Origin of the sequence: Streptomyces sp. NPDC048484, assembly GCF_040651415.1 — a bacterium.
GTDB lineage: Bacteria > Actinomycetota > Actinomycetes > Streptomycetales > Streptomycetaceae > Streptomyces.
Map to the genome: position 1 here is coordinate 25,629 of NZ_JBEZJY010000022.1, position 24,975 is coordinate 50,603.

Here is a 24,975-nt window from a genome sequence, read left to right on the forward strand (position 1 = left end):
AGGAAAGAGGTCGGCACGATGAGAAGAAGGACGGCAGCTCTCGCCCTCGGCACCGCCGCCACGATGGTCCTGACCGGCTGCTCCACCATGAGCGGCTCGGCGGCCGACGGCACGGTCACCCTCAACATGGTCGAGAGTCTGACGAACCCAGCCCGCACGGACCTGATCAAGGACCTCATTGCGGACTTCCAGAAGCAGAACCCCAAGATCAAGGTCAACCTGATCTCGCCGCCCACCGAGCAGGCCGACCAGAAGATCCAGCAGATGCTCCAGTCCGGCAGCGGGGTCGACACCCTCGAAGTACGGGACACGACCGTCGGACCCTGGTCGAACAATGGCTGGATCTACGACATGAAGTCGGACCTCAAGTCCTGGAAGGGCTGGGAGGCGATGACGGAGAACGCCGTCAAGGCCTCCGAGGACGCCGACGGCAAGACGTACTTCGTCCCGTACGGCTTCTACGGCCTCAGCGTCTTCTACCGCAAGGATCTGATCAAGGAGGCCGGCTTCAGCAAGCCGCCGGCCACCTGGGACCAACTGCTCGAACAGGCCTCCGCCATCCATGACCCGGGCAAGCGCCGGTACGGGTACGCCTTCCGCGGCGGCGCCAACGCCCAGGGCAACGCCACCGCCGTCATCGAGGCGTACGTCGCCGACGAGATCGACTCCGCCGACGGCTTCAAGCTGAAGGACGGCAAGACGATCTTCTCCGCGCCGGAGGCGCTGGACGCCATGCAGACCTACCTCAAGCTCTTCAAGGAGGCGTCCCCCAAGTCGTCCGTCTCCTGGGGCTATCCGGAGATGGTCGAGGGCTTCTCCAACGGCTCCACGGCCTTCCTGCTGCAGGACCCCGAGGTGATCGCCACCGTCTCGGAGTCCAAGTCCATCAAGAAGGACCAGTGGAGCACCGCCCCGCTGGTGGCAGGCCCGAGCGGCAAGACCGTACAGCCGCTGGCCACCGCCGGATGGGGCGTCGCGAAGGGCAGCAAGCACAAGAAGGAGGCGGTCAAGCTGGTCGAGTTCCTCTCCGAGGGCGAGGCGTCGACGAGCTTCACCAAGAAGAACAGCCTGGTGCCGATCCTCAAGTCGGCCGCGGAGGACCCGTTCTACAAGACCGGCCCGTGGTCCAGCTACGTCACCATGACGGAGAACCCGGACACCTACCTCAACGTCAGCCAGCCGCGCGGTGTCGCCTGGTGGGCCGAGTGGCAGCAGAAGGCCGACGCGGACATCCAGAAGATGGTGCTCGGCAAGACGACGCCCAAGGAACTGCTGGCCGGCTGGGACACGTACTGGACCGAGAAGCGGCAGCAGGAGAACTGACCATGCCCACCGCGCCCGAAAAGACGTCAGCGGCGAAGACGGCGAAGACCGCGAAGACGGCTTCGGCCGGGGCCTCCGGGAACGGGGGCGCCCGGCCCGTCCGCAAGGTGCAACCCGGCCGCCGCAAGCCGGAGTTCACCGCCCGGCGCGGCTTCCTCATCGCCCTCTTCATGGCCCCGGCCGCGATCTTCGTGGCGGTGTTCACGTACTACCCGATGATCGCCGGCAGCCAGATGGCCTTCCGCCACTGGAATCTGACGGACCTGACCGATACTTCCTGGGTGGGCCTGAAGAACTTCCACGACGTCTTCGCCGACCCCGCCTGGGGCACCGTGCTCGGCAACACCGGCATCTGGGTGTTCGGCTCGATCGTGCCCCAGTTGGTGATCGGCTTCGCGCTCGCCCTGTGGCTGCGCCGCAAGTTCCGCTTCCGGGGTCTCTACCAGGCGCTGGTCTTCTTCCCCTGGGCCATCTCCGGGTTCCTCATCGGCATCCTGTTCCGCTGGATGTTCAACAGCGAGTTCGGCGTCGTCAACGACCTGCTCCAGAAGGTCGGTCTGATCGACGAGCCGGTGGCCTGGCTGGCCGACCCGAAGACGGCCATGTTCGCCGTCCTGGTCGCCAACGTCTGGTACGGGGTCACCTTCTTCACGATCATGATCCTGGCCGCGCTGCAGTCCATCCCCGAGGAGCTGTACGAGGCCTCGGCGCTCGACGGCGCCGGCAAGGTGCGCACACTGTTCCAGATCACCATTCCGTACATCAGGGTCACGCTCGCGCTGACCGTGCTGCTGCGCATCATCTGGATCTTCAACTTCCCCGACCTGATCTTCGGGATGACCGGCGGCGGACCGAACAACGAGACGCACATCGTGACCACGTGGATGATCAAGATCACTCAGCAGGGCGACTACGGCAGGGCGTCCGCGCTCGGCCTCATCGTCGTCGCCACGCTGCTGGTGTTCGCGACCTTCTTCCTGCTGGCCACCCGCGAGAAGCGAGAGGTGAAGTCGTGATCGGCAAGGAGTCCACGGCGGGCCGGGCCGCGAAGTTCACCTTCCTGGGGCTGTGGCTGGTCTTCACCGTCTTCCCCCTCTACTGGATCACCATCACGTCGCTCAAGGCGCCCGGCGACATCTTCGCCTTCCCGCTCGCCTACTGGCCCGAGCACTTCTCGCTGGAGAACTACCGCGGGCTGTTCGGCAAGGCCGACTTCGGCGTGTACCTCACCAACAGCCTCATCATCGCCACCGTCGCGGGCGCGGTGGCCACCGTCATCTCGATGCTGTCGGCGTACGTGCTGGCCCGGTTCGAGTTCCGCACCAAGTCCGCGCTGCTGATGGCGGCCCTGGTGACCCAGATGATCCCGACGTTCATCGCGCTGGGCCCGCTGTACCTGCTCATGACCGACCTCAAGATGGTCGACAACCGGCTCGGGCTGATCCTCGTCTACATCGCGGTCTGCATCCCGTTCTGCACGGTGATGCTCCGCGGCTTCTTCGAGAACATCCCGGACGCCCTGGAGGAGGCCGCCATGATCGACGGCCTGTCCCGGTTCGGGGCGCTGTTCCGGGTGCTGCTGCCGGTGATGCGGCCCGGGATCGTGGCGGCGTTCATCTTCAACTTCGTCAACTGCTGGAACGAGCTGTTCCTGTCGGTGACGCTGATGAACAGCGACAGCAACAAGACCGTCCCCACGGCCCTGAACGGGTTCATCTCCAGCTTCAACATCGACTGGGGCTCGATGTCAGCGGCGGCGGTCCTCACCATCCTGCCCACGATGGTGCTGTTCGCCTTCGCCAGCCGCCACATCGTCCAGGGCCTCACGGCGGGCGCGGTGAAGGGCTGACGACAGCTGCCGCGCCCCGCCGGGGCGCGGGGAACTGCGCGCTCAGCCACGACCGGCCCGCAGCCACGGACGAACCCGATCACCCCCCCCGGTGGGCATTGACGGGCAGGCGCCACGGCGCCCGCCCGTCAATGCCCACCGCTCAGCTCCCCGCTGAGCTGCCCTGCCCGATCGACTCCCGGGTCTTGGAGGAGTGGGTGTCGGTGATGTCGTCGACCAGCTTCGCTGTCATCAGCGACTCCATCAGGCCGACCAGCGCCATGGCGAGCGCGTAGGGGGCGATGGTGGTCAGGGTGTCCATCGTGAAGGGCACGTCGGGCAGGCCCGGTACCGGCAGGGAGGACGGCAGGTCGCCCTTGTCCCCGACCGTCGGCACCGCGATCCCGGCGGCGACGGTGATGACGGTGAGGATGACGATGGACACCAGCGGGGCCGGGACCACGGTGGTGACCTTCGGGAAGAACACCATGAGGACGAGGCCGCCGACGATCAGCGGGTAGACCGGCCAGGGCACGTCGTGCATCTCGGGGACCTGGGCCATGAAGATCAGGGAAAGTACCTGTCGGGCTCGGGCCCGCCCGGCATCACCCCGGCGTGGCAGGAAGGGTCAGGAAGGCCTGCACGGCCGGCGGACCTCGGTCTTCGCCGGAGGCGTCGTCGGTCCCGGCACGGTCGGCGGCCACGGGAACATTTCTTCCGCGCCACGGAGTGGGAACGACATGGAGCCGACCTGATGATCACATACTCTACCTTGACGTCACGGTAGCGATCGACGTCGGCCACCCATGGGCCGGGCGGCGGACGCAGACGAGGAAGGGCGCCCGAATGAGCAGCGAGCACATGCAGATCGGCGAGGTCGGCGCGCGGACGGAGCTGGCGCTGCGCACCATCCGGCACTACGAGACGCACGGCCTGGTCACCCCCTCCGCCCGCTCCCAGGGCGGCTTCCGCCTCTACACCAGAGCCGATGTCGCCCGTCTGAAAGCTCTCCGCCGCATGCAGCCGCTGGACTTCACCCTGGACCAGATGCGCGATCTGCTGGACCTCACCGACCGCCTCGACTCCGACGACCATCTGACGGCGGGTGAACGAAAGATGCTGCTGAGGCGCGTCCGCGAATACGAGCAGGAAGCTGTCTGGCAGGTCGAAAAGCTCCGCACCCGGCTGGCGGAGGCCGAGGAGTTCGCACAGACGCTGCGCAAGCGCCGGGAACGGGAACGCGAGCGGGACCAGGGTCAGGCCGTCACGGCTTGAGCAGGGGCGACTCCGGTCTCGTGGGGCCGGACCTTTCTCGCGCCGAGTTGGGCATCCGATGAGGGGCAGCGGGCCGGGAGGGAGGGCCTGAGCCCACTCTCCCGGCCCGTCGTGCGGATCCCGCCCTCCGGATGCCGTCGTACGGGCGCCGTGCCACGGATCAGGACGCGGACAGCTCCGTACGGACCGTACGGGCCGCGGCGACCAGGTTCTCCAGGGACGCGCGGGTCTCGGGCCAGGCACGGGTCTTCAGGCCGCAGTCGGGATTGACCCAGAGGCGTTCGGCGGGGATGGCCTCAAGCCCCTTGCGCAGCAGGGCCGCTGCCTCGTCCGTGCTCGGCACACGGGGGGAGTGGATGTCGTACACACCGGGCCCGGCCTCGCGCGGATAGCCGTGCTCGGCCAGCTCCCGCGCGACCTGCATGTGGGAGCGCGCCGCCTCCAGGCTGATGACGTCGGCGTCGAGGTCGTCGATCGCCTGGACGATGTCCCCGAACTCGGCGTAACACATGTGGGTGTGGATCTGTGTGTCCGGGCGTACGCCGCCGGTGCTGAGCCGGAACGCCTCGGTGGCCCACGCCAGATACTCCGGATGGTCGACGGCTCGCAGGGGCAGTGTTTCGCGCAGGGCGGGTTCGTCGACCTGGATGACGGAAGTCCCGGCCGCCGCAAGGTCGTTCACCTCGTCGCGCAGGGCGAGGGCGACCTGGCGGGCGGTCTCACCGAGGGGCTGGTCGTTGCGGACGAAGGACCAGGCGAGCATGGTGACGGGGCCGGTGAGCATGCCCTTGACCGGTTTGGTGGTGAGCGACTGGGCGTACGTCGTCCAGCGCACCGTCATGGGCTCAGGGCGGGAGATGTCGCCGGCCAGGATCGGCGGGCGGACGTAGCGGGTGCCGTAGGACTGGACCCAGCCGTGCTGGGTGGCGAGGTAACCGGTGAGCTGCTCGGCGAAGTACTGGACCATGTCGTTGCGTTCGGGCTCGCCGTGCACGAGCACGTCGAGGCCGGTCTTCTCCTGGAAGGAGATCACCTCGCCGATCTCGGCCCTGATGCGCTCCTCGTACCCGGCACGGTCGATCCGCCCCGCGCGCAGGTCGGCCCGTGCGGTGCGCAGTTCCGTGGTCTGGGGGAAGGAGCCGATGGTGGTGGTCGGCAGCAGCGGCAGCCCGAGATGGGCGCGCTGCGCGGTGGCGCGTTCCGGGTACGGCAGGGAGCGGCGGACGTCGGCGTCTGTGACGGCGGCGGCGCGGGCTCGTACGGCGGGATCGCGGGTGATCGCCGAGTCGGCGCGGGAGGCCAGGTCGGCCCGGTTGGCGGCGAGTTCGGCTGCGATCGTGTCGGTGCCGCACGCGAGTCCCCTGGCGAGGGTGACGATCTCGGCGGTCTTCTGGCGGGCGAAGGCGAGCCAACGCAGGATCTGCGGCGCGGTGTCGCGCTCGGCGGTGGCGTCGAGAGGGACGTGGAGGAGGGAGCAGGAGGCGGCCACGTCGACCCGGTCGGCCAGCCCGAGCAGGGTGCCGAGGGTGGTGAGGGACCTCTCCAGGTCGTTGACCCAGATGTTGCGGCCGTTGACGACGCCGGCGATCAGGCGTTTGCCGGGCAGGCCGCCCACGGCGGCGAGCGCGTCCAGGTTGGCGGCCGCCGTCTCGGTGAAGTCCAGGGCGAGACCCTCGACCGGGGCCTTGGCCAGCACCGGCAGGGCGGCACCGAGCCGGCCGAAGTAGGAGGCGACCAGGAGCTTCGGGCGGTCGGCCGGGGCGCCGAGGTCGCGGTAGGCGCGGGTCGCGGCGTTCAGCTCGGCGGGTGTGCGGTCCTGCACCAGAGCCGGTTCGTCGAGCTGCACCCACTCGGCGCCTGCGGCGCGCAGATCGGCGAGGATCTCGGCGTACACGGGCAGCAGCCGGTCGAGGAGGGTGAGCGGGTCGAAGTCGGCGGCAACACCCGGCGCCGGCTTGGAGAGCAGCAGATAGGTGACGGGTCCGACGAGGACGGGGCGGGAGTTGAGGCCGAGGGTGATGGCTTCGCGGAGCTCGGCGACCTGCTTGGCGGAGTCCGCCGCGAAGACGGTGTCCGGGCCCAACTCGGGTACCAGGTAGTGGTAGTTGGTGTCGAACCACTTGGTCATTTCCAGCGGCGCCACGTCCTGGGTGCCGCGTGCCATGGCGAAGTAGCCGTCCAGTGCGTCGGCCTCGACGGCGGCGCGGTGGCGTTCGGGGATCGCACCGACCATGACGCTGGCGTCGAGGACATGGTCGTAGTAGGAGAAGTCACCGGTGGGGACCTCGTGGACGCCGGCCGCGGCCAGCTGCTGCCAGTTCGCCCGGCGCAGTTCGGCGGCGGTGGTCCGGAGGGCGTCGGCGCCGACGCGGCCCTTCCAGTAGCCCTCGATCGCCTTCTTCAGTTCCCGGTTCGGGCCTTGGCGGGGGTAGCCGTACACGGTGGCCCGTGCTGCCGCGGCTGCGGACTTCGCTGTCACGGAAATCTCCTTCGCGAGATATCTCCCTGGGATCCCGGGACGGGACGCGAGCGCGAAGGGGTGACGAACCGGCCGGAAACCAAACCGCCTGGCACAGCACGGTCGTCCGCCCGATCTGTACGTCGACCCGCCCACGAGGTCACCGGGATGTCCGCGCACGAGGGGTCGCACGCGGGCAGCGGGCAGGTCTTCGGACTTGCGAGCACGTCCTCCCTACGGAGGACACCTACTGGCCGTCGCTTCCCAGACCCTGTTCGTCGGGTCCAGTGCGTGTGACGGCGGTCGTTCCCGCTCACCGCTGCGGGGCAGTCCCGGATTCCCACCGGGTTCCCTCTTACGACGCGTCCCGCCTGGCGGACGGGGGCGAACCAGCTGCGTCGGCCAGCCTAGGGGGCGGAACCCCTCCGGGGGAAACCCTGCTCGTATGGCGGATGGTGCGGGTCGGGGGAGCAGGGGTGGGGGCAGCGGTCCAGCGGCATCGGAGCGAGGTGATGCGGGCCTCCACGGGGGTATCACACTACCTCCACCGGAACTCACGTCTGTTGGGTGCCAACAGTGCGCGCACAAGCCAGACTTGACGGGGTGTCATGGTCTGCCGGTGATACGATTTCGGGCACATGCCAAGTGGGTTTTCTCCTCGATGATGCCTGCAGCCAAGGGTCCTCCGGGTGGTGATTGCTGCCCGCAGCCGAGGGCGCGCATGGATAGATCCCGGGGGCTGAACTCCAGTCGCTCTAAAGAGAGTCACATGACGAATTTTTGGCAGGATCCGACAGTCTGGGCGCTCGCTGCCGGCGTCCCTGTCGCGACCACGGTCGTCGTTCAGCGAAGGACGATCAGAGCGTTACGCCGTCAGAAACAGAGCCTCGAAGGTTCTATGGGCGAGCAGCGGGGCCGCAACGCTAACCTTGAATCCAGCCTCGAGGGCCTGCGGCGTGGCTACGACGACGTGGTCCGGCAGGCCAAGGAAGAGGCTGAGACCGCCACCAATACCGTACTGAAGTCCGCAATGCAGACGCTCCAGGGCCTCGCGGCGGAGCAGCAGCGGGTCATCTCCGAGCTGCAGAAAAAGCACGGCGATTCGGCCATCCTGCAGGATCTGCTGGACGTCGACCACATGAACGCCCAGTTCAACAGGCGCGCACAGTCCATTGCCGTACTGTGCGGAGGATGGCTTGGCAGGCAGCGGGAGGCGGCATCCGTCTATGACGTGATCCGCGGAGCCATGAGCCGGATCCGGCACTACCAACGCGTCGACGTCCTCTCGCAGGTGGACTCCGCAGTGACCAGTCGCACAGTCGAGCCGATCGCCCTGGCGGTGGCTGAACTGCTCGACAACGCCACCAAATACTCAGCACCCACATCCATGGTCGAGATCAACGTGCGGAGCGTGCCCGCGGGCGTCTGCATTGTGATCGATGACGCAGGTGTCGGGATGAGTGAGGAAGAGAAGACGAACGCCTCGGTCCTCTTGTCCGGTGAGTCCGCGGTGAGCGTCTCCGAGCTCGGCAACCCTCCCAAGTTCGGCTTCGCGGTCATCGGTGCGCTGTGTTCTCGCTTCGGATTCACGGTCGCGATCGACGGCACATCCCCCTACGGGGGCGTCCGGGCAGTGGTGATGATGCCGAAGGATCTACTGACCACCACGCCCGAGCCGAAGAAGCCGAGTGCAGCGCTGACGACCGATCCTGGCCCGAGAAACGGCGGTTCGGTCCCTGCGGAGACAGGCGACGGTCTGCCCAGGCGAAGGAACAAGCGCGCTATGGCACTCGTGACCGGTGATAGGCCCACCTCAACTCCACGGCCTGCCCGGTCGGCCGAGGACAGAGTGGCGGCGATGGGGGCCTTCCAGCATGGCACCCTCGCCGGCCGGAGTCCGGTGGTGTCGGCCGCCGGACTCGACGAGCCCAGTCCCGCCGATGCACACAAAGGAACTGATGCCCCGTGAGTGACGACCTGTCCTGGATGCTCCAGGATGCGCTGGAAATTCCTGGCGCCCTGCACGCAGTCCTGATCTCCGCCGATGGGCTCCAGATGTCCCGCACGGCGGATCTCGGTCGGGATGATGCTGACAAGGTCGCCGCTGCCGTGAGTGGGCTGCAGTCCCTCAGTCGGTCCGTCGGGTTCTTCTGCCGTGACTCCAGTGTGAACTGGCGTCAGACTCTCATCGAGTTCGATGGCGGCTGGGTTTTCCTGAACGCAGCGGGTGGGGGTTCCTATCTTGCCGTGGCAGCGTCCGTCAACGTCGACATGGGCGACATCACCTATCGGATGCAGCAGCTCGTCAGCCGACTGGGCAAGGCAATGTCGACCGGCCGCCGCGAAGACACGGTCGCTGCTCATGACTGACAGCAGCCGTTCTGAGCCCGAACCCGAAGCCGGAGAGTTAGTCCGGCCCTACGTCATCACCCGCGGCCGCACCCTGCCCACCGAGAACGAGTTCTCGCTCATCACCCTCATCACCACGGCCACCGACCAGCGACAGCGTCCCCAACGGCTCTCCCCTGAGGAGCAGCAGGTCCTGGAGATGTGCTCAAGCGGCTACCTCTCGGTTGCTGAGATCGCCGCGCACTCCCAGCACCCTCTCGGTGTCGTCAAAGTTCTGCTCAGTTCCCTCGCCGAGGGGGGCTACCTGATCACCCGTGCGCCAGTGCCCTCGGCTTCGCTCGCCGACAGAAATCTTCTTCAGGAGGTGCTCGATGGTCTCAGGACCCTCTCTGGCTGAGGACGCATACGTGCGCAGCGGTTCGGAGCAGACCGCGGTCAAGGTCCTGGTCGTCGGGCACTTCGCTGTCGGCAAGACCACCTTGATCGGCTCCCTCTCCGAAATCACGCCGCTGTCCACCGAGGAGCACATGACGAGCTTCTCCGAGACGGTGGACGACCTCAAGGGCGTACAGGGGAAGACCACCACCACCGTCGCCCTGGACTTCGGCCGCCTGACACTCAGTGAGCGCATCGTGCTCTACCTGTTCGGGTCACCGGGACAGCAGCGGTTCGTCGATCTGTGGGACGACATGGCCCGCGGAGCGCTCGGGGCTCTGGTCCTGGTGGATCCCGCGCGGCTGGAAGACAGCTTCGATGTGATGGATCTGATCGAAACCTACGGGCTCGACTTCGCTGTCGCCATCAACCAGTTCGACGGCAACGCGGAACACACAGCCGAAGCGGTTCGCGAAGCGCTCGACCTGCTGCCCGACACACCGGTCGTCACCATCGACGCACGCGATAAAGAGTCGTCGGTGAACGCACTGATCACCCTGGTCCGCTACCTGCAGAAACGCGCCGCTCTGGAGCACGCATGACAACGCCCTCCGTACCTCCGCCCGGCTGCCCCGCGCACGGCAGCGGCCAGCGCATACCCCTGCACACACCGGAGTTCGCTGCTGACCCGCACGCGTACTACCGGTACATGCACCAGTTCGGTCCCACCGCGCCCGTCACCATCGCACCCGGCGTGGAGGCGACCCTCGTGACGGACTACAACGCAGCACTCGAACTGCTGCAGGACCCGATTACCTTCGGCAAGGACTCACGCCGGTGGCGCGCCCGCAACGAAGGCCGCATCAGCCCCGACAGCCCTGTGCTGCCCTTGCTGGACTATCGGCCCAACGCCATGTTCACGGACGGCGCCGAGCATCAGCGACTGCGCCAGGCCATCACCGAGAGCTTCTCCCGCATCAGCAACAACCGGCTGAGCAAGATCGTCAAGCAGGCCGCACTCTTCCTCATCAACCAGTTCAGCGCCCGCGGCTCGGCTGACCTGCTCAACGACTACGCCAAGCAGCTCCCCCTGTACGTGTTCAACGAACTCTTCGGCTGCCCGGCAGAGATCGGCGACCGGGTGCTGTTCGGCATCTCCGGCATGTTCGACGGAGTCAACGCCGAACAGGCCAGCCAGGTCTTGGTCCAGGCTGTCGGCGAACTGGTGGCGTTGAAGCGGGCCCAACCGGGTGAAGACATCACGTCCTACCTGATGCAGCATCCCGCGCAGCTGACCAACGAGGAGCTGGTCCACACCCTGGTACTGCTCCTCGGTGCAGGCGGCGAGCCGGAAGGCAACCTCCTCGGCAACGGCTTCTACACCATGCTGACCAATGAGCACTACGCCCGCAACGGACAGTTCGACAAAGCACTCGACGAGACCCTGTGGCGCAACCCGCCCATGTCCAACTACGCGCCGCACTACCCGGTCGCCGATACGGACGTAGCGGGAGACAAAGTTCATGCCGGTGAGCTGGTGCTGGTGAGTTTCGGTGCCGCCAACACGGCACTGGCGGACCGGGGGGCCGACACCCGCGGACACCTCGCCTGGAGTGCAGGCCCGCACTCATGCCCATCCAAGGAGCCCGCCTGGCTCATCGCCGCGACGGGCCTTGAAGCACTGTTCAACGCGCTGCCCGACGTCGAACTCGCGGTCCCCGCGGACAGCCTTGTTTGGCGGCCCGGCCCGTTCAACCGTGCCCTGGCATCCCTGCCCGTTCGTTTCGGTGCGGTCACGCCGCGTCCCGCGGCTCAGCCCCAGCGGCCGGCGGTGCCACAGCACGATCACGTGCAGCATCCCGTCACCCCCGAGCCGGTGGCATCGCAGCCCTCAACTGGCAAGCCGGGGAGGAGCGGCTGGAGTGGCTTTGTGAAGTGGCTGACGGGACAGTAGCCGAAAACGCCCTGTGATGCAGGCGACACAGTCAGTTGTTGTCGCTTGCATGACAGTGTAACCACTGGGGTAGGACTGCGCGGAGTGTCTGGGTTGTCTCAAGGTGAAGGAGAGATAGTGGGACCCGCAACAACCTCCGCACAAGGTTCTGTCGTCACGCTGCCTGGCCAACGGCGCAGTGCTTTCAGCAGAAGAAATCCATCCATAAGCGCCGGCCCCGGCAGAACACGCAGTCGGATACCCGCCTTGCTCGGCGGGTATCTCTTTGCCTCCTCGCCCGCCAGCACTCCACGTCCCGATATCGCTGCTTTCTTAGAGTGCTCCCAGCACCTTGAAGCGCGAGGGGCCCGATGACCCCACCGCCGGAGACCGGCCTGCCGACAGCAGGTCCGAGAGAGGCAACGCTCGGCGACCACGTTCTCGGTCAACTACGGCGCCTCGGAGCCACGGTAGGCCTGAGTGAAGCGGACACCGCTCTGTACGGACAGATCCTGATCGGCTCACTCTCAGGTGCCGCGCAGCGACCGTTATCCTTACCGCCGGCTTCACCCAGCTTCATCTCCGATGACCACACCCCCGTCGAGTTCTCCCTCGCCTGCACGCCGGACGCCGCTCCGGGACTGCGCGTGCTCGTGGAGCCCGGGTGTGCCACTAGCGACATGACCGACAGCGCCCGCACGGGACTCAAGGTTATCCGTGCGATGGCCACCCGCTGGGACTTCTCCACCGGCCAACTCGACGCACTGGAAGACCTGTTCTTCCCGGCTTCAGCCGAGGGGCCGCTGGCACTGTGGTACGCCCTCGATCTGCGCCCCGGGGGAGTACCCGGAGTCAAGGTCTATCTGAATCCCTCCGCTGCCGGAACCGAACACGCTGCACAAACAGTGCAAGAAGCGCTGCATCGACTCGGCTACGGAAACGCCTTCACGGGACTTCCCCAGGCGGCGGGCTATCCCTTCATCGCGCTGGACCTGGGCACCTGGAAGGTACCCCGCGTCAAGGTGTACCTGAGGCACCCGCGGATGTCGGCCGACGACGCCTGCGCGCTGAGCCGTGCCACCTCTGGACCTGCAGAGGCCGCCATCAGGTATTTCTTCAATGAAGCCACCGGCGCGACCTGGCCACCCGAGCAGGAAGCCGAAGAGATGCAGCGCCTTCTCGGACGGCCGACGCTCACCTGCCATGCCTTCACCAACCGAGAAGCCGAACCGAGCGGTTTCACACTGCACATCCCCGTACGGGACTACGTCCGCAACGACGAGGAGGCCCTCGTCCAGGCAGCGGCGCTGCTGACCCGGTTCGGCATGGACCCCTCGATCCTGAACCGGAGCCTGCGCGCCCTCAGCCGGCGACACCTCGCCGACGGCGTCGGGCTGATTGCCTACCTCGCCCTCGCGTACGAGCGAGCTCGGCCGCCTCGCATCACCGCCTACCTGTCCTCCGAGGCCTACGCCGTCCGGCCGCCGCAAGAGAAGCGCCTGCTGGACGAACTCAGCGCGCGCTGAGCGCGCTGAACCCCGAACACCCCCCCCGACACGCAGAAGGAAGCCAAGTGGAGCCGTACCGCATCAAAGTCGTAGAACCCATCCCCCTCACCACTCGGCCAGAGCGCGAGGAGGCACTGAAGCGGGTCGCCTACAACCCCTTCGGGCTGCGTGCCGATGAAGTCACCATCGATCTGCTGAGCGACTCGGGAACCGGCGCCATCTCTGCGGATCAGCTGTCCGCGGGAATGAACGGCGACGAGTCCTACGCCGGCAGCCGCTCATTTTACCGCTGGCGCAAAGTCGTCTCCGACCTCACCGGCTATCCCCACCTCCTGCCGGCCCACCAAGGGCGGGCCGCCGAGCGCATTCTGTTCTCCTCGCTTCTGAAGCCCGGCACGAGTGTGCTGTCCAACACCCACTTCGACACCACCCGCGCCAACGTCGAACTGGTCGGCGGCCAGGCACACGACCTGCCTTGCGCCGAGGCGAAGGACCTCGACAGCGACTACCCCTTCAAGGGCAATATCGACCTGGCCGCCCTCGAACACACGCTGGAGAACGCCCATCGGTCGCCGGTGGCGGCCGTGTTGATGACCATCACCAACAACGGCGGTGGTGGTCAGCCGGTCAGCATGGAGAACCTGCACCAGACAGCCGGGCTGTGCCGCCACTACGGCGTACCCATGATCCTGGACGCCGCACGCTTCGCGGAGAACGCCTGGCTGGTGACCCGACGCGAACCCGGCTACGAGGACCACACTCCCCGCCAGGTTGCCGAGGAGGCCTTCCGCCTGGCGGACGGCTGCGTCATGAGCGCCAAGAAGGACGGCATCGTCCACATCGGTGGCTTCATCGGCCTGAAGGACCCCGAACTCGCCGAGAGGTGCCAGGGCCTGCTCATCGCCACCGAAGGCTTCACCACCTACGGCGGCCTGGCCGGACGCGACCTCGACATGATGGCCCGCGGACTCGTCGAGGTCACCGAACCGGCGTACCTTGCCGAACGCGCCGACATAGCCGGCTACCTCGCCGCACGCATCCGTGAAGCCGGCGTCGACATCGTGGAACCGGCCGGCCTGCACGCCCTCTACCTCAACGCCGGGCGGCTCTTGCCCCACATCCCGCCGCACCAGTACCCCGGCACGGCACTCGTCTGTGAGCTCTACCTGCGCGGCGGGATCCGCTCGGCGGAGCTGGGATCGCTGTACCTCGGAGAGGAGGACGAGCAGGGCAATCCCGTCAAGACCGCACCCTACGAACTCGTGCGACTGGCACTTCCTCGCCGCGTCTACACTCGCAGCCACTACGAGCATGTCGCCGACACGCTGGCAGACATAGCTAAGGATCCTCAATCAGTGCATGGCTATCGCATCGTGGGCCAGTCGCCGATCCTCCGCCACTTCAGTATCGAGCTTGAGCCGGTGCCGTCCAGAAACTGAGTTCCCACTGCACGGGCCTTGGGTCAAGCCCCCTCGTGAAGTCCCCCGCACTGTGCCTCGCGGGGGGAGCCCCGGTTCGCCGCCCGTGGCCAAGTTCCCTCTTACGACGCGTCCCGCCTGGCGGACGGGGGCGAACCAGCTGCGTCGGGCAGCGTAGGGGGCGGAACCCCTCCGGGGGAAACCCTGCGCCGCTGACGGGTGTCCACCGGGTCCGCGCGCCGGTCAGTGCACGGAGAAACCGCCGTCGACGTAGACCGACTGCCCCGTGACGTACGCCGAGGCGCCGCTCGCCAGGAAGACCACCGCGCCCGCGAAGTCCTCCGCCAGTCCGTTGCGGCCGACCAGTGTGCGTGCCGCCAGGGCCGCCACCTTTTCGGGGTCGGACGACAGGCGCCGGTTCAGTGGCGTCATCACGAAACCGGGTACCAGCGTATTGACGGTGACGCCGTACGGCGACCAGGCCTCCGCCTGCGAACGGGCCAGCGATTCCAGTGCTCCCTTGGAGACGCCGTAGGCACCGCTCTGGACGAAGGCACGGTGGGCCTGCTGCGAGGTGACGTGGATGATCCGTCCGAAGCCCCGCTCGGCCATGACAGGGCCGAAACGCTGGCCCAGCAGGAAGGGCGCGTCCAGGTTCAGGGCCATGGTGCTGTCCCAGACCTCCTCGCTCAGCTCGCTCATCGGCGGCCGCAGATTGATCCCGGCGCAGTTGACGAGGATGTCGGGCTCGCCGAAGACCCCGGCCGCCTGCTCGGCGGCCTCGCGTACGCCCGCACGGGTACTCAGATCTCCGGCGACCCAGGCCGCCCGGGCGCCGAGGGCGGTCAACTCGTCGGCCGCGGCCGTCAGTTCCGCTTCCTTGCGTGCCACCATCACGACGCTCGCCCCGGCGCGGGCCAAGGCCTCGGACATGCCGCGTCCGATGCCGGAGCTCCCACCGGTCACCAGGGCGACCCGGCCTGCCAGGGAGAACAGTTCTGAGAGGTAGTGCTGCGAGTCCATGACGGCACTTTAGAAGGCGCCCCACCAGCGGATCAGCGGGGGGCGTGGTTCAGCGAGGCGGTGAGATGACTCAGCCAGGCGGTGAGTGGCGCCACCAGGCAGTCAGCGGCTCAGCCGAGGACGAGTGGGAGCCGCGCGGCGAAATCACCCAGTGCCGCCTTCTCCCTGTCCGTCGGTGTACGGCGTCCGGTGCCGATCAGCAGCGCGTCCTTGTCGGAGAACGAGGCGGGGAACGAGGTCCCGGCGATCCTCTCCAGCGACGCACGTGTGGCCGCGAGGGTTTCGGCGGGCGGCTCGGCGGCCGACGGCAGACGCGCGATCAGGTCGAGGTGGTGCAAGGTCCACTCGAGTACGTACACGGACAGGTAGTCGCCGACGGTCAGCACCTCGTCGCGGGTGCTGACGCGGGCGGTGGGATCGGCGAGTTCGGCGGCACGGCCCGCGGCGGAACCGACGTCGTCGAGGTGGAACCTGAGCAGGCCCGGGTCGCCGTACGCGGCGGCCAGCCGGGGGATCAGCGCGTCGAGCGGATCCTCGCCGGTCGGGGGTTCGACCAGGTGCCAGTAGGTGACCGCGTCCACGGTCGGTTCGGTGTCGGCGGGTGTGACCAGGGTGATCAGGACGTCCTGGGCGTCGATGACCAGGTGGCACACCAAGTCCCGCACGAGCCAGCCGGTACAGCCGGACGGCCGCTCGAAGTCCTCGTCCGGGAGGTCGGCCACCGCCGTGCGCAACGCCGTCCAGGATTGCGAGAAGAGATCCACCGCGGCACGGTAACGCCGGACCACGTCAGCGGACAAGCGCGTATCCGCGGCCGGTCACCGGTGGCTCAGCACGTTGACCACCCGGCCGTTGGGGTCACGGACGAAGAACCGGCGCACTCCCCACTCCTCGGCCTGCAGGGGGTGCACGATCTCCGCGCCGCTCGCTCGCACCGCCTCGTAGACGGCGTCCACATCGTCCACCTCGACGCTCATGTCGGGCACGACCGGCGCCGTTTTGTCCTGGCTCATGAAGGTGACCTGCGCCGTGGGGTTGGAAGGAGAGGCGAGAGTCATGACCCAGCCGAGGTTCATGACCTCCTCGAACCCGAGGAGCCCGTAGAAGTCCCGGCTCTCCTCCAGGGCTTCCGATCGGATGTCGGGCATGACGCGGCGGATGGACATGGGTCAGGCCTTCCCGTTGCAGGGCAGGAACTCCTGCGCCTCGGCTACGGCAACGGCCGGTTCACGCAGTCCCTCGAGGAGGTACTCGGACACCTTCATGCCGACCATGGTCACTCCGTTCGGCTCCCGCGACTTTCCTGTCCTCGTCCGCACGCTTGGGGTGGCTGCGGACGAGGACAGCATGTCAGTGCCTGGGCAACCGTGCGGGCCGGACGGATACGTCAGCCCGGACGGATACGTCAGCTCGTCAGGACGACGAGTTGCTGGGTCGCCCGGGTCATCGCGACATAGCGGTCGACCGCGCCCTCTATGCCCTCGCCGAACCCCTCCGGGTCGACGAGGACGACCAGGTCGAACTCGAGCCCCTTGGACAGCTCCGGGGCCAGCGACCGGACGCGGGACGTCGCCCGGAACGTGGGGTCGCCGATGACGCAGGCGATCCCGTCGGCATGCGCGTCGAGCCAGGTCTCCAGGATCGAGTCCCGATCCGCGACAGATCCGTGGCGGACGGGGACACCGTTGCTGCGGATCGAGGTCGGTACGTTGGCGTCCGGGAGAGCGGCCCGGATGACCGGCTCGGCCTCCGCCATGACCTCTTCAGGAGTCCGGTAGTTGATGTTCAGGGAGGCCACGTCGATCCGGTCGAGTCCGATCCGCTCCAGCCGTTCCCGCCACGACTCGGTGAACCCGTGCCTGGCCTGGGCGCGGTCCCCGACAATGGTGAAGCTCCGGGACGGGCAGCGGAGCAGCAGCATCTGCCACTGCGCGTCGGTCAGTTCCTGGGCCTCGTCCACGACGACATGCGCGAACGGGCCGGCGAGCAGGTCCGGTTCGGCGGTGAGCAGTTCGGACTCGTCGACCAGGCTGACCTTGGCGTCCTCGCCGCGCAACATCGTCACCAGGCCTTCGCCGTCGTCACCGTCGGCGCCGGACGAGGCCGCGGCCTCGATCAGGTTGTCGACGACCTGAGTCATCCGCTCGCGCTGGGCGGCGAGGACGGCCTCGTGCCGGCGCTTGCGCCGGGCCGCCTCCGGGTCGCCGAGCCGCTGCCGGGCCGCGTCCAGGATCGGCAGGTCGGACACCGTCCAGGCATGGGGGTCCGCGCGCCGCAGCTTCCGTATGTCGTCGGGGCCGAGCCAGGGAGCACACATCCGCAGATAGGCGGGCACCGACCACAGGTCTCCGACGAGGTCGGCCGCCTCAAGCAGCGGCCACGCGCGGTTCAGGGTCCCGGTCAGCTCCTCGTCGTGCAGCAGCGACCTCCGGAACACGTCGGGGGAGACCTCGCCGTCGTGCTTGTCCAGCAGGATCGTGAACAGGGCCTCCCAGATCTGCTCGCGTGCTTCGTTGTGGGGCGTACCCGGCCCCGGAGTGTCGAAGGCCTCGGCCCAGTCGTCGGCGCCGAGCGGGATGTCGGCCCAGGGAGTCGTGACCGTCATCCCCTCGGTGGGCGGCGCCTCGTAGAACCTGACGGCCTTCTCGATCGCCTTCACCATGTCCGCGGACGACTTCAGGGAGGCCACGTCCGGGTCGCTCTCATTCGCGGCCCCCGCTCCCTCGGTGACGAGGTCCCGCAGGGTGCAGGTCTGCACGCCCTCCTCTCCGAGGCTGGGCAGGACGTCCGCGACGTAGGCCAGATAGGGCTGGTGCGGACCGACGAACAGCACGCCGCCCCGGCGGTGCCCGAGTCGGGGATCGGAGTAGAGGAGGTAGGCGGACCGGTGCAGGGCGACGACGGTCTTGCCCGTACCGGGACCGCCGTCGACGACGAGGGCACCGCGGGATCCCGCGCGGATGACGGCGTCCTGGTCGGCCTGGATGGTGGTGAGCACGTCGCGCATCCGGGGCGACCGGGTGCTGCCCAGGCTCGCGACGAAGGCGGAGTGGTCGTCGAGCGCGGCGCGCCCTTCGAGTCCGTCGGCGGTGAACACCTCGTCCCAGTAGTCACTGATCCGGCCGCGGGTCCAGCGGTACCTGCGGCGGCTTGCCAGCCCCATCGGGTTGGCGTGGGTCGCCGCGAAGAACGGCTCGGCGGCGGGGGAGCGCCAGTCGATGAGCAGTCGGCGCCCGCCGCTGTCGGTGAGGCCGAGCCGTCCGATGTACAGGGGCTCGGGGCCGTCCGCGCCGACGATGTGCCCGAGGCACAGGTCAAGACCGAAGCGGCGCAGGGCACGCAGCCGACCGGTCAGCCGGTGGATCTCCGCGTCCCGTTCCATCGCCTCCCGGCCCATGCCGCCGGGCGCCCTGCGCTCGGCTTCGAGACGCTCGGACAGTTCGGCGATCGCCTGCTCCATGCTGTCGGCGATCGCCGCGAAGTGCCGCTCGTCGCCGCCGATCAGGAGCGGGTCGGCCTTGGGGGCGAGGTGGTCGGGCAGGGCGAACGCACTGGTGGTCAGGGAGTCCATGTCACCAACTCCGATCCGAGGCCGCGCGCACGGAGCCCGCCGCCGTGCACATCCGTGTCGCGGCGCCGAACACCCTCAACCGCGGCGCGGGTCCCACCCCCGGCTCGACGTCACCGCACGGCCCATGAACCGACAACAACACACGCACTTGGTGAGTCTCCCGTTTTCGCAGGTAGTAGCTCCAGGTCAGCGATTGTGCGGCACGACCGGGGCCTTGTGGCAAGCCCCCCGGTGCGCTATAAGTTGAGAGTGGCAAGGAGTGGTTTTTCCTGCTTGCCCCCATCGCCCCCTGTGGACGGGCAACCCCTTCGCGAGGCACCAGGCACACGAGGCAACGCCGAACCGTGCACGGATCAGGTACGGGCCGGTCGGGTACAAGCCGGGTCAGGTACCGGCCGGTGTCGACGTCGCGAGGAACGGTTCCAGAAGGCCGAGCAGCGCGTCGGGACGGTGCAGCGGGATGATGTGACCGCAGTCCTCGATGATGTGCCCGACGACGTGGTCGGCCACCGGCCGTAGCTGCTGTTCGAGCGCCCTGCCCACCGGCCGGGCACCGATGGCCATGGTGGGTACGGTCAGCCGCGTCGCACCGACAGCTTCCTCGATCTGCTGTGCGCTCGACGGCAGTGCACGGTAGTACGAGAAGGCGCAGCGCAGGGACTCCGTCCCGGTGTACGCGTCGACGAAGACGTCACGGACGGCGGGTTCCACGCCCTGCCCGAGAGTCCCGGCGTCGAGGAACCAGTCGATGTACTCGGCTTCGTGCCCGATGAGTACGGATTCCGCGAGACCGGGCTCCGAGTGGAAGCCGAACCACCACGGTGCGCCGTTGGCAAGGAACTCCTCGGCGCCCGGCAGTCTGCCCAGCAGCGACTCCATGACCACGAGCTGCCGGACGAGGTCGGGACGGCGCATGGCGAGCAGGAAGGCCGGTGGAGTGCCCGCGTCGATACCGATCACGGCTGCGGAGTTCTCCCCCAGGGCATCGAGCAGGGCTTCGGCGTCGGCCGCGAGTGTGCCGGCGTCGTAGCCGCTCGCGGCTCGTGCGCTCGCGCCGAATCCCCGGAGGTCCGGTGCGATCACTCGGTACCGGTCGGCGAGTCCGTCCAGGACATGGGTCCACAGGTGCCAGGTGTGCGGGAAACCGTGGAGCAGCAGGACGGCCGGTCCCTCGCCGGCCAGGGCCACGTTGAGGTCGACACCGTTGACCGTGACCCGCTGGAGTTCCACGGCGGGCCGGGGGCGGCTGCGGCTGGGCGTACGGGGCGATTCGGCGGGCATACGGGCTCCTCCAGCGGGTTACTAATGGTGACAACAGAACGATAGGTAAGTATGGTGGGCCGGGCAACAGCACACTTCTGCCACAGGTGGTGAGCCCGAGGTGACCCTCTCGACCGAGCGGTCCGCACGCGCGGACCGTGGAGACCTCTTCGATCCGCAGTGCCCGACCCGTCGTCTGCTCGACCGGATCGGCACGAAGTGGATGTCGATGGCGGTCAAGGTGCTGGCGGAGGCGTCCCCGGAAGAGGTGCGCTTCGCGGAACTGCAGCGAAGGATGGCCGGGGTGTCGCAGAAGATGCTGTCGGTCACCCTCCAGGGGATGACCCGTGACGGCCTGGTCGGCCGCCGGGTGGAACCGACGGTGCCGCCCCGTGTGTACTACCGGCTCACTCCGCTGGGCCTGTCGCTGGAGGAGCCGCTGGCCATGGTCCGTGCATGGGCAGAGGAACACATGGCCGAGATCGACCGCGCCAACCAGCGAAGCCAGGACGAGGCCGCCGCCGGCTGACGCGACCGGAACCGGGGCCCGGCTCACCAACTCGGCTGTCAGGTGGGCCGCAACTCGAACCAGTCGAAGGCCGCGCTGCCCCGCGTGGCGTACATGCCGAAGACGCGGCCGGTGAAGCCGCCCGCGACCTCGGTGGTGAGGTAGCGGCCGTCGAGTTCGGCGAGGATCTCGAAGTCACCGCCGTCCGTCTCGTAACCCAGGCGAAGGGTGTCGGGGCCGCCGCCGCGCAGGCCGGGCGGGGGAGGTCCCTCAGGGTCGCGGGAGGTGATCGTGGGCGGCAGGACGTCGGAGGTCGTGACGTCGATCCGCAGCATCACCGGGCCTGCGGGCACGGCCCGTTCGCCGACCACGTGGCTCAGCGGGCCGATCCTGGCGACCGCGCGGACCGTACCCCCACCCATCTCCACCTCGTAGTGGTGCGCCTCGTCCAGGCGTACCGCGAGCCCGCCCCGGCCGCCCCCGGCGACGTCGGCCAGGGTGCGCGCCGTGCAGTCGGGGTCGCGCTGGCGTCGGCCGACGAAGAGCGCGCCGGGTGTGTCGAGACTGTCCGCGCGGGCGTGCAGGACCAGGTGGCCGGGCCGCTCGTCGAGACGGACGGCCTCCGGGTCGCTCCGCCGCGGCGACACCCAGCACGGTGCGAGCGCGGGGGAGTCGAAATCGTCCCGGTCCGGCTCCGGAGGCCAGGGGTGGGGCGTGAGCGCCGGAGCCTGCGCACGCAGTTCCAGCGGGCCGGGCAGCGGCCACTCGTCCTCCCACCGCACCGGCGCGAGGAACGTCTCCCGGCCCATGCCGTGGTACATCGGGGTGTCGCCACGCGGTCTGGTGCCCAGCAGCACGATCCACCACGTGCCGTCGTGCGCCCGCACCAGGTCACCGTGGCCGGTGTTCTGCACCGGATGACCGGTACTGCGGTGGGACAGCACGGGGTTGGCCGGGTGCGGTTCGAACGGCCCGGGCAGCGTACGGGACCTGGCCACCGACAGGGCGTGGCCGCGTTCGGTACCGCCTTCCGACAGCAGCAGATACCACCAGTCGCCGACCCGGTACAGGTGCGGGCCCTCGGGATACTGCAGCCCGCTGCCCGACCACATCGGCACCGGCTCGCCCAGCAGCTCACCGGACCTGGGGTCGACGCGCACCCCGTGGATCCCGCCCGCCGAGTACACGCACCAGCAGGTTCCGTCCTCTTCCCAGGCCAGATCGGGGTCGATGCCCGGAACGCCGACCGGCACCGGATCCGACCAGGGCCCCGCCGGGTCCTCGGCGGTCACCAGAACGTTGCCCGCCCCGGCGACCACGGTCGTGATCAGCCAGAACAGGCCGTCATGGTGGCGCAGTGTGGGCGCGTACACCCCCGCGGAGGACGGTGCGGTGTCGGGCAGCGTCAGCTGCGAGGGCCGGTCAAAAACATGCCCGATCAGCCGCCAGTGCACCAGGTCACGGCTGTGCCACAGTGGTACGCCCGGTACGTACTCGAAGCTTGAAGTCGCCAGGTAGTAGTCGTCACCGACCCGGCAGATACTCGGGTCCGGACTGAAGCCGGGTATGACGGGATTGTCGAAGTACGCCATGTCCGTCCCTGAAGAGTGCGGTCGGGGAAGTTCCCTTGGGGCTCGGGGAGCCTATGTCGAAGCGCTTCGATCGGAGCGTGTTCTGATGTAAGTCGGCTGCCACAGAAGGAGAACAGACATGACCACCGGTCGCCCCGCGCTGTACGAGGTACTCGACGACAGGTTCCGTACGGAGATGTGCACCGCGGGTGATCTGCAGTTGGAGACACTTCACGTGGGCTCGCGCTGGGCGGAGGGGCCGCTGTACGTACCGGCCTGGCGCCAGTTGATCTGGAGCGACATTCCGAACGACCGGCTGCTGCGCTGGGACGAGGAGACCGGCGCGGTCAGTGTCTTCCGCTCACCCGCCGGGCACACCAACGGCAACACCCTGGACCGCGAGGGCCGTCTGATCAGCTGTGAGCAGGGCAATCGCCGGGTCACCCGCACCGAGCACGACGGCTCGGTCACGGTGCTCGCCGACCGCTACCGGGGCAGGCGGCTCAACAGCCCGAACGACTCGACCGTGAAGTCCGACGGCTCCATCTGGTTCTCCGACCCCGATTTCGGCATCACCAGCGACTACGAGGGTGAGCGCGCCGAGAGCGAGATCGGCGCCAACAACGTCTACCGGATCGACCCGGACGCCGGCGAGGTGCGGCTTGCCGCCGAAGGCTTCGGCGCCCCCAACGGGCTGGTGTTCTCGCTGGACGAGAGCGAGCTGTACGTCTCCGACACCCGGGCCGGCCAGATCCGCGTCTTCGCGGTACGGGCGGACGGCACCCTCTCCGACGGCAGGGTTTTCGCCGAGCTCAAGGAAGAGAGCGGCGGCCGCTTCGACAACATCCGTTTCGACGACCGGGGCCACCTCTGGGTCGCCGCCATGGACGACGGAGTGCACTGCTACGCCCCGGACGGCACCCTCCTCGGCCGCATCCTGGTACCCAACACGGTCGCCAACATCCGCTTCGGCGGCCCGAGGCGCAACCGCCTCTTCATCGCGGCGAACGACACCCTCTACTCGCTGGTCATGGGGGTCAAGGCGGCGCCGGCGGCGGTCTGACGGTCGTGACTCAGGACGCGGCGTTCATCAAGTCGAGGGCACTCTGCTGGCGGGCGGCGTCCGTCCTGTCGAGGGGGCCGTACCAGTGCAGGCCGTACTGGTCGAGGGCGTTGCGGTCGGAGGCGTAGGCCTGCGAGGCCTGCTTGTTGAGGTACGCCGTGTAGGGGCGGTCGGACAGGAGCGCGTTGAGCTTCGCCAGGCCGCGTACGTCGGCGCCCTTGAAGGAGGGTCCGTCGGCGGCGCAGTCACCGTTCTCGCAGGGGTCCTTGAGGATGCCGGCCGAGGTGTTGAGCTTGCCGGAGACGGTGTTGGCGTCGGCGATCCCGCGAGCGGCGGCGAGGACGGAGGAGTCACCCGTCGCCTTGTACAACTCGGTGAGGCCACCAACGAGTTGACCCTGGTTGTACGACCAGACCGTGCTGTCGCCGACCTTGCAGGTGCTCGAACTGAGGCCGTCACTCACTGTCCGGTCGGCGTTGATCATGCCGGTGCCCTGGAACCAGCTCCAGTCCGACCTGGCGCGCTGAAGGTAGGTGGTGTCGCCCGGGATGCGGTTGTGCAGGGCGGCGTTGAGCTCGATGTAGAGGGAGTTGGGGATGGCGTTCTTCACCGTCTTCGCGGTGCTCCACCACACCCCGCCGCCGCAGGTGCTGTCCCAGTAGGAGGCCATGTAGTCGGCGTCGGCCCGTGCCGTGGCCAGATAGCGGGGATCGCTGGTGAGGTCGTACGCCGCGATCCAGGTCAGGCCCCACCACCCGGTGTCGTCGATGTAGTCGTTGCGGAACTGCCCGTCTGCGGCGTTGACTTGTAGGTCATAGGTGCGACTGATGGCGTACGTGTAGCTCTTCATGCCGGTGACCCGGGCGTTGTCGATGACGGCGTGCAGCGCGTTGGCGGAGTTCCACCAGCCGGTGGTGTCGAACAGGCCGGTGCCGTAGTTGTAGAACTGCATCTGGGCGGTGGCCGCCGCGGTGCGCCGGTCGGCGGCGTTCCAGGTCGACCGGGCCCAGGGTGTGCAGACGATGTCGGGGCGGTCGGCGGCCTTGCCGCAGGCGCGCAGGGCACCGACGCCGTGATTCGTCCAGTCGTCGACGTTGTACATCAGCGTCCGCCAACCGGTCTGCCCCGTCGGGACCTTGGTGGCGCCGAGCCGGCTGTTCGAGGACCAGGTGCGACCGCCGTCGAAGGAGCGGTCCATCCACACCTCGTCCCCGGGGCTGCCGTTGCTCATGGAGGCCCAGCCCATGGCGTCGGCGTCGTCGAAGTGCAGCACGAACGAGCGCGAGAAGAGCGTGGCCGTGACGGGTTTGCGGTCCTGGCTGCTCAGGGCCGGGTCGCGGGCGTCGCAGTACTTGTTGCACACCGTCGCCGCGGCTGCCGAAGGGGCCGCGGCGGAAGGCGGCGCGGTGAGCACGGAGAGGGCCGACATCGTTGTCAGGGAGAGTGCGAGTGCGGCGAGTGGTGATCGCATGGCGCGCATGGAAGAACTCCCGAGGCTTGCCGAACGCTGCG

At 68.2% G+C, this 24,975-nt stretch carries 21 protein-coding genes, 1 pseudogene and 1 riboswitch; of the genes and pseudogenes, 13 read left to right on the top strand and 9 right to left on the bottom strand.

The features are described 5' to 3' along the window. Nucleotides 1-18: 18 nt before the first annotated feature. The 3 genes from AB0D14_RS22590 to AB0D14_RS22600 are packed head-to-tail and all read left to right on the top strand — an operon-like array spanning nucleotide 19 to nucleotide 3,172. Nucleotides 19-1,323: a sugar ABC transporter substrate-binding protein gene (locus AB0D14_RS22590; RefSeq protein ID WP_362781664.1), complete on the top strand. Its 1,305-nt coding sequence runs from the start codon at nucleotides 19-21 to the stop codon at nucleotides 1,321-1,323. 2 nt (nucleotides 1,324-1,325) lie between these two features. Continuing rightward, nucleotides 1,326-2,339: a sugar ABC transporter permease gene (locus AB0D14_RS22595; RefSeq protein ID WP_362781666.1), complete on the top strand. Its 1,014-nt coding sequence runs from the start codon at nucleotides 1,326-1,328 to the stop codon at nucleotides 2,337-2,339. Next, nucleotides 2,336-3,172 (top strand): carbohydrate ABC transporter permease, encoded by an 837-nt coding sequence (locus AB0D14_RS22600; protein ID WP_362781667.1) that lies wholly within the window; start codon nucleotides 2,336-2,338, stop codon nucleotides 3,170-3,172. The genes AB0D14_RS22595 and AB0D14_RS22600 overlap by 4 nt, the downstream gene beginning before the upstream one ends. A gap of 160 nt (nucleotides 3,173-3,332) precedes the next feature. Here the strand turns inward: AB0D14_RS22600 and AB0D14_RS22605 are convergent. Further along, nucleotides 3,333-3,722, bottom strand: a pseudogene (locus tag AB0D14_RS22605) (SulP family inorganic anion transporter); the annotation flags it as partial. Between the two features lie 275 nt (nucleotides 3,723-3,997). On the opposite strand from AB0D14_RS22605, the gene AB0D14_RS22610 reads away from it, so the two are divergent. Further along, nucleotides 3,998-4,426 (top strand): MerR family transcriptional regulator, encoded by a 429-nt coding sequence (locus AB0D14_RS22610; RefSeq protein WP_362781668.1) that lies wholly within the window; start codon nucleotides 3,998-4,000, stop codon nucleotides 4,424-4,426. A 160-nt stretch (nucleotides 4,427-4,586) separates the two neighbouring features. Here the strand turns inward: AB0D14_RS22610 and metE are convergent, their stop codons facing one another. Next, nucleotides 4,587-6,905, bottom strand: coding sequence for a 5-methyltetrahydropteroyltriglutamate--homocysteine S-methyltransferase (gene metE, locus AB0D14_RS22615; RefSeq protein ID WP_362781670.1), 2,319 nt, complete (start codon nucleotides 6,903-6,905; stop codon nucleotides 4,587-4,589). A 184-nt stretch (nucleotides 6,906-7,089) separates the two neighbouring features. Next, a riboswitch (cobalamin riboswitch) is annotated at nucleotides 7,090-7,242 on the bottom strand. Nucleotides 7,243-7,653: 411 nt separating this feature from the next. On the opposite strand from metE, the gene AB0D14_RS22620 reads away from it, so the two are divergent. The 7 genes from AB0D14_RS22620 to AB0D14_RS22650 all read left to right on the top strand — a co-directional run bounded on the left by AB0D14_RS22620 (nucleotide 7,654) and on the right by AB0D14_RS22650 (nucleotide 14,488). Continuing rightward, a complete protein-coding gene (locus tag AB0D14_RS22620; RefSeq protein ID WP_362781671.1) occupies nucleotides 7,654-8,853 on the top strand; it encodes an ATP-binding protein in 1,200 nt (399 codons plus the stop codon). After that, nucleotides 8,850-9,254 carry a roadblock/LC7 domain-containing protein gene (locus tag AB0D14_RS22625; RefSeq protein ID WP_362781673.1) on the top strand — a complete coding sequence of 135 codons (405 nt, stop codon included), beginning with the start codon at nucleotides 8,850-8,852 and terminating at the stop codon, nucleotides 9,252-9,254. Before AB0D14_RS22620 ends, AB0D14_RS22625 begins: the two co-directional genes overlap by 4 nt. Continuing rightward, complete coding sequence (locus tag AB0D14_RS22630) at nucleotides 9,247-9,630, top strand: DUF742 domain-containing protein (protein WP_362781675.1); 384 nt, start codon at nucleotides 9,247-9,249, stop codon at nucleotides 9,628-9,630. The genes AB0D14_RS22625 and AB0D14_RS22630 overlap by 8 nt, the downstream gene beginning before the upstream one ends. Next, a complete protein-coding gene (locus AB0D14_RS22635) occupies nucleotides 9,605-10,210 on the top strand; it encodes an ATP/GTP-binding protein (RefSeq protein WP_362781676.1) in 606 nt (201 codons plus the stop codon). The genes AB0D14_RS22630 and AB0D14_RS22635 overlap by 26 nt, the downstream gene beginning before the upstream one ends. Continuing rightward, a complete protein-coding gene (locus AB0D14_RS22640) occupies nucleotides 10,207-11,562 on the top strand; it encodes a cytochrome P450 (RefSeq protein WP_362781678.1) in 1,356 nt (451 codons plus the stop codon). Before AB0D14_RS22635 ends, AB0D14_RS22640 begins: the two co-directional genes overlap by 4 nt. Nucleotides 11,563-11,912: 350 nt before the next feature. Next, nucleotides 11,913-13,067 carry a tryptophan dimethylallyltransferase family protein gene (locus tag AB0D14_RS22645; RefSeq protein WP_362781680.1) on the top strand — a complete coding sequence of 385 codons (1,155 nt, stop codon included), beginning with the start codon at nucleotides 11,913-11,915 and terminating at the stop codon, nucleotides 13,065-13,067. Between the two features lie 47 nt (nucleotides 13,068-13,114). Then, nucleotides 13,115-14,488 carry a tryptophanase gene (locus AB0D14_RS22650; protein WP_362781682.1) on the top strand — a complete coding sequence of 458 codons (1,374 nt, stop codon included), beginning with the start codon at nucleotides 13,115-13,117 and terminating at the stop codon, nucleotides 14,486-14,488. Between the two features lie 222 nt (nucleotides 14,489-14,710). Here AB0D14_RS22650 and AB0D14_RS22655 read toward each other — a convergent pair whose 3' ends face one another. The 5 genes from AB0D14_RS22655 to AB0D14_RS22675 all read right to left on the bottom strand — a co-directional run bounded on the left by AB0D14_RS22655 (nucleotide 14,711) and on the right by AB0D14_RS22675 (nucleotide 20,342). Next, nucleotides 14,711-15,490 (bottom strand): SDR family oxidoreductase, encoded by a 780-nt coding sequence (locus AB0D14_RS22655; protein WP_362781684.1) that lies wholly within the window; start codon nucleotides 15,488-15,490, stop codon nucleotides 14,711-14,713. A gap of 110 nt (nucleotides 15,491-15,600) precedes the next feature. Further along, complete coding sequence (locus AB0D14_RS22660; protein WP_362781686.1) at nucleotides 15,601-16,254, bottom strand: maleylpyruvate isomerase N-terminal domain-containing protein; 654 nt, start codon at nucleotides 16,252-16,254, stop codon at nucleotides 15,601-15,603. A gap of 54 nt (nucleotides 16,255-16,308) precedes the next feature. Further along, nucleotides 16,309-16,656, bottom strand: coding sequence for a VOC family protein (locus AB0D14_RS22665; protein ID WP_362781687.1), 348 nt, complete (start codon nucleotides 16,654-16,656; stop codon nucleotides 16,309-16,311). A gap of 239 nt (nucleotides 16,657-16,895) precedes the next feature. Then, a complete protein-coding gene (gene helR, locus AB0D14_RS22670) occupies nucleotides 16,896-19,061 on the bottom strand; it encodes an RNA polymerase recycling motor ATPase HelR (protein ID WP_362781689.1) in 2,166 nt (721 codons plus the stop codon). Between the two features lie 384 nt (nucleotides 19,062-19,445). Beyond that, nucleotides 19,446-20,342, bottom strand: a complete 897-nt coding sequence (locus AB0D14_RS22675) for an alpha/beta hydrolase (protein WP_362781691.1) — start codon at nucleotides 20,340-20,342, stop codon at nucleotides 19,446-19,448. 100 nt (nucleotides 20,343-20,442) lie between these two features. Between AB0D14_RS22675 and AB0D14_RS22680 the strand changes: the two genes are divergently transcribed. Continuing rightward, nucleotides 20,443-20,850, top strand: a complete 408-nt coding sequence (locus AB0D14_RS22680; RefSeq protein WP_362781693.1) for a helix-turn-helix domain-containing protein — start codon at nucleotides 20,443-20,445, stop codon at nucleotides 20,848-20,850. A gap of 38 nt (nucleotides 20,851-20,888) precedes the next feature. Here the strand turns inward: AB0D14_RS22680 and AB0D14_RS22685 are convergent, their stop codons facing one another. Continuing rightward, nucleotides 20,889-22,421, bottom strand: a complete 1,533-nt coding sequence (locus tag AB0D14_RS22685; RefSeq protein ID WP_362781695.1) for a glycoside hydrolase family 43 protein — start codon at nucleotides 22,419-22,421, stop codon at nucleotides 20,889-20,891. A 118-nt stretch (nucleotides 22,422-22,539) separates the two neighbouring features. Here AB0D14_RS22685 and AB0D14_RS22690 point away from each other — a divergent pair, with 118 nt between their 5' ends. Then, a complete protein-coding gene (locus AB0D14_RS22690; protein WP_362781696.1) occupies nucleotides 22,540-23,463 on the top strand; it encodes an SMP-30/gluconolactonase/LRE family protein in 924 nt (307 codons plus the stop codon). A gap of 10 nt (nucleotides 23,464-23,473) precedes the next feature. Here AB0D14_RS22690 and AB0D14_RS22695 read toward each other — a convergent pair whose 3' ends face one another. Next, complete coding sequence (locus AB0D14_RS22695; protein WP_362781930.1) at nucleotides 23,474-24,892, bottom strand: glycoside hydrolase family 76 protein; 1,419 nt, start codon at nucleotides 24,890-24,892, stop codon at nucleotides 23,474-23,476. Nucleotides 24,893-24,975: the final 83 nt, after the last annotated feature.

Coding starts and splice junctions, on each gene's coding strand:
- AB0D14_RS22590 (WP_362781664.1), top strand. CDS start 19: ATGAGAAGAAGGACGGCAGCTCTCGCCCTCGGCACCGCCGCCACGATG.
- AB0D14_RS22595 (WP_362781666.1), top strand. CDS start 1,326: ATGCCCACCGCGCCCGAAAAGACGTCAGCGGCGAAGACGGCGAAGACC.
- AB0D14_RS22610 (WP_362781668.1), top strand. CDS start 3,998: ATGAGCAGCGAGCACATGCAGATCGGCGAGGTCGGCGCGCGGACGGAG.
- AB0D14_RS22620 (WP_362781671.1), top strand. CDS start 7,654: ATGACGAATTTTTGGCAGGATCCGACAGTCTGGGCGCTCGCTGCCGGC.
- AB0D14_RS22630 (WP_362781675.1), top strand. CDS start 9,247: ATGACTGACAGCAGCCGTTCTGAGCCCGAACCCGAAGCCGGAGAGTTA.
- AB0D14_RS22635 (WP_362781676.1), top strand. CDS start 9,605: ATGGTCTCAGGACCCTCTCTGGCTGAGGACGCATACGTGCGCAGCGGT.
- AB0D14_RS22640 (WP_362781678.1), top strand. CDS start 10,207: ATGACAACGCCCTCCGTACCTCCGCCCGGCTGCCCCGCGCACGGCAGC.
- AB0D14_RS22645 (WP_362781680.1), top strand. CDS start 11,913: ATGACCCCACCGCCGGAGACCGGCCTGCCGACAGCAGGTCCGAGAGAG.
- AB0D14_RS22655 (WP_362781684.1), bottom strand. CDS start 15,490: ATGGACTCGCAGCACTACCTCTCAGAACTGTTCTCCCTGGCAGGCCGG.
- AB0D14_RS22665 (WP_362781687.1), bottom strand. CDS start 16,656: ATGTCCATCCGCCGCGTCATGCCCGACATCCGATCGGAAGCCCTGGAG.
- helR (WP_362781689.1), bottom strand. CDS start 19,061: ATGGACTCCCTGACCACCAGTGCGTTCGCCCTGCCCGACCACCTCGCC.
- AB0D14_RS22675 (WP_362781691.1), bottom strand. CDS start 20,342: ATGCCCGCCGAATCGCCCCGTACGCCCAGCCGCAGCCGCCCCCGGCCC.
- AB0D14_RS22685 (WP_362781695.1), bottom strand. CDS start 22,421: ATGGCGTACTTCGACAATCCCGTCATACCCGGCTTCAGTCCGGACCCG.
- AB0D14_RS22690 (WP_362781696.1), top strand. CDS start 22,540: ATGACCACCGGTCGCCCCGCGCTGTACGAGGTACTCGACGACAGGTTC.
- AB0D14_RS22695 (WP_362781930.1), bottom strand. CDS start 24,892: ATGTCGGCCCTCTCCGTGCTCACCGCGCCGCCTTCCGCCGCGGCCCCT.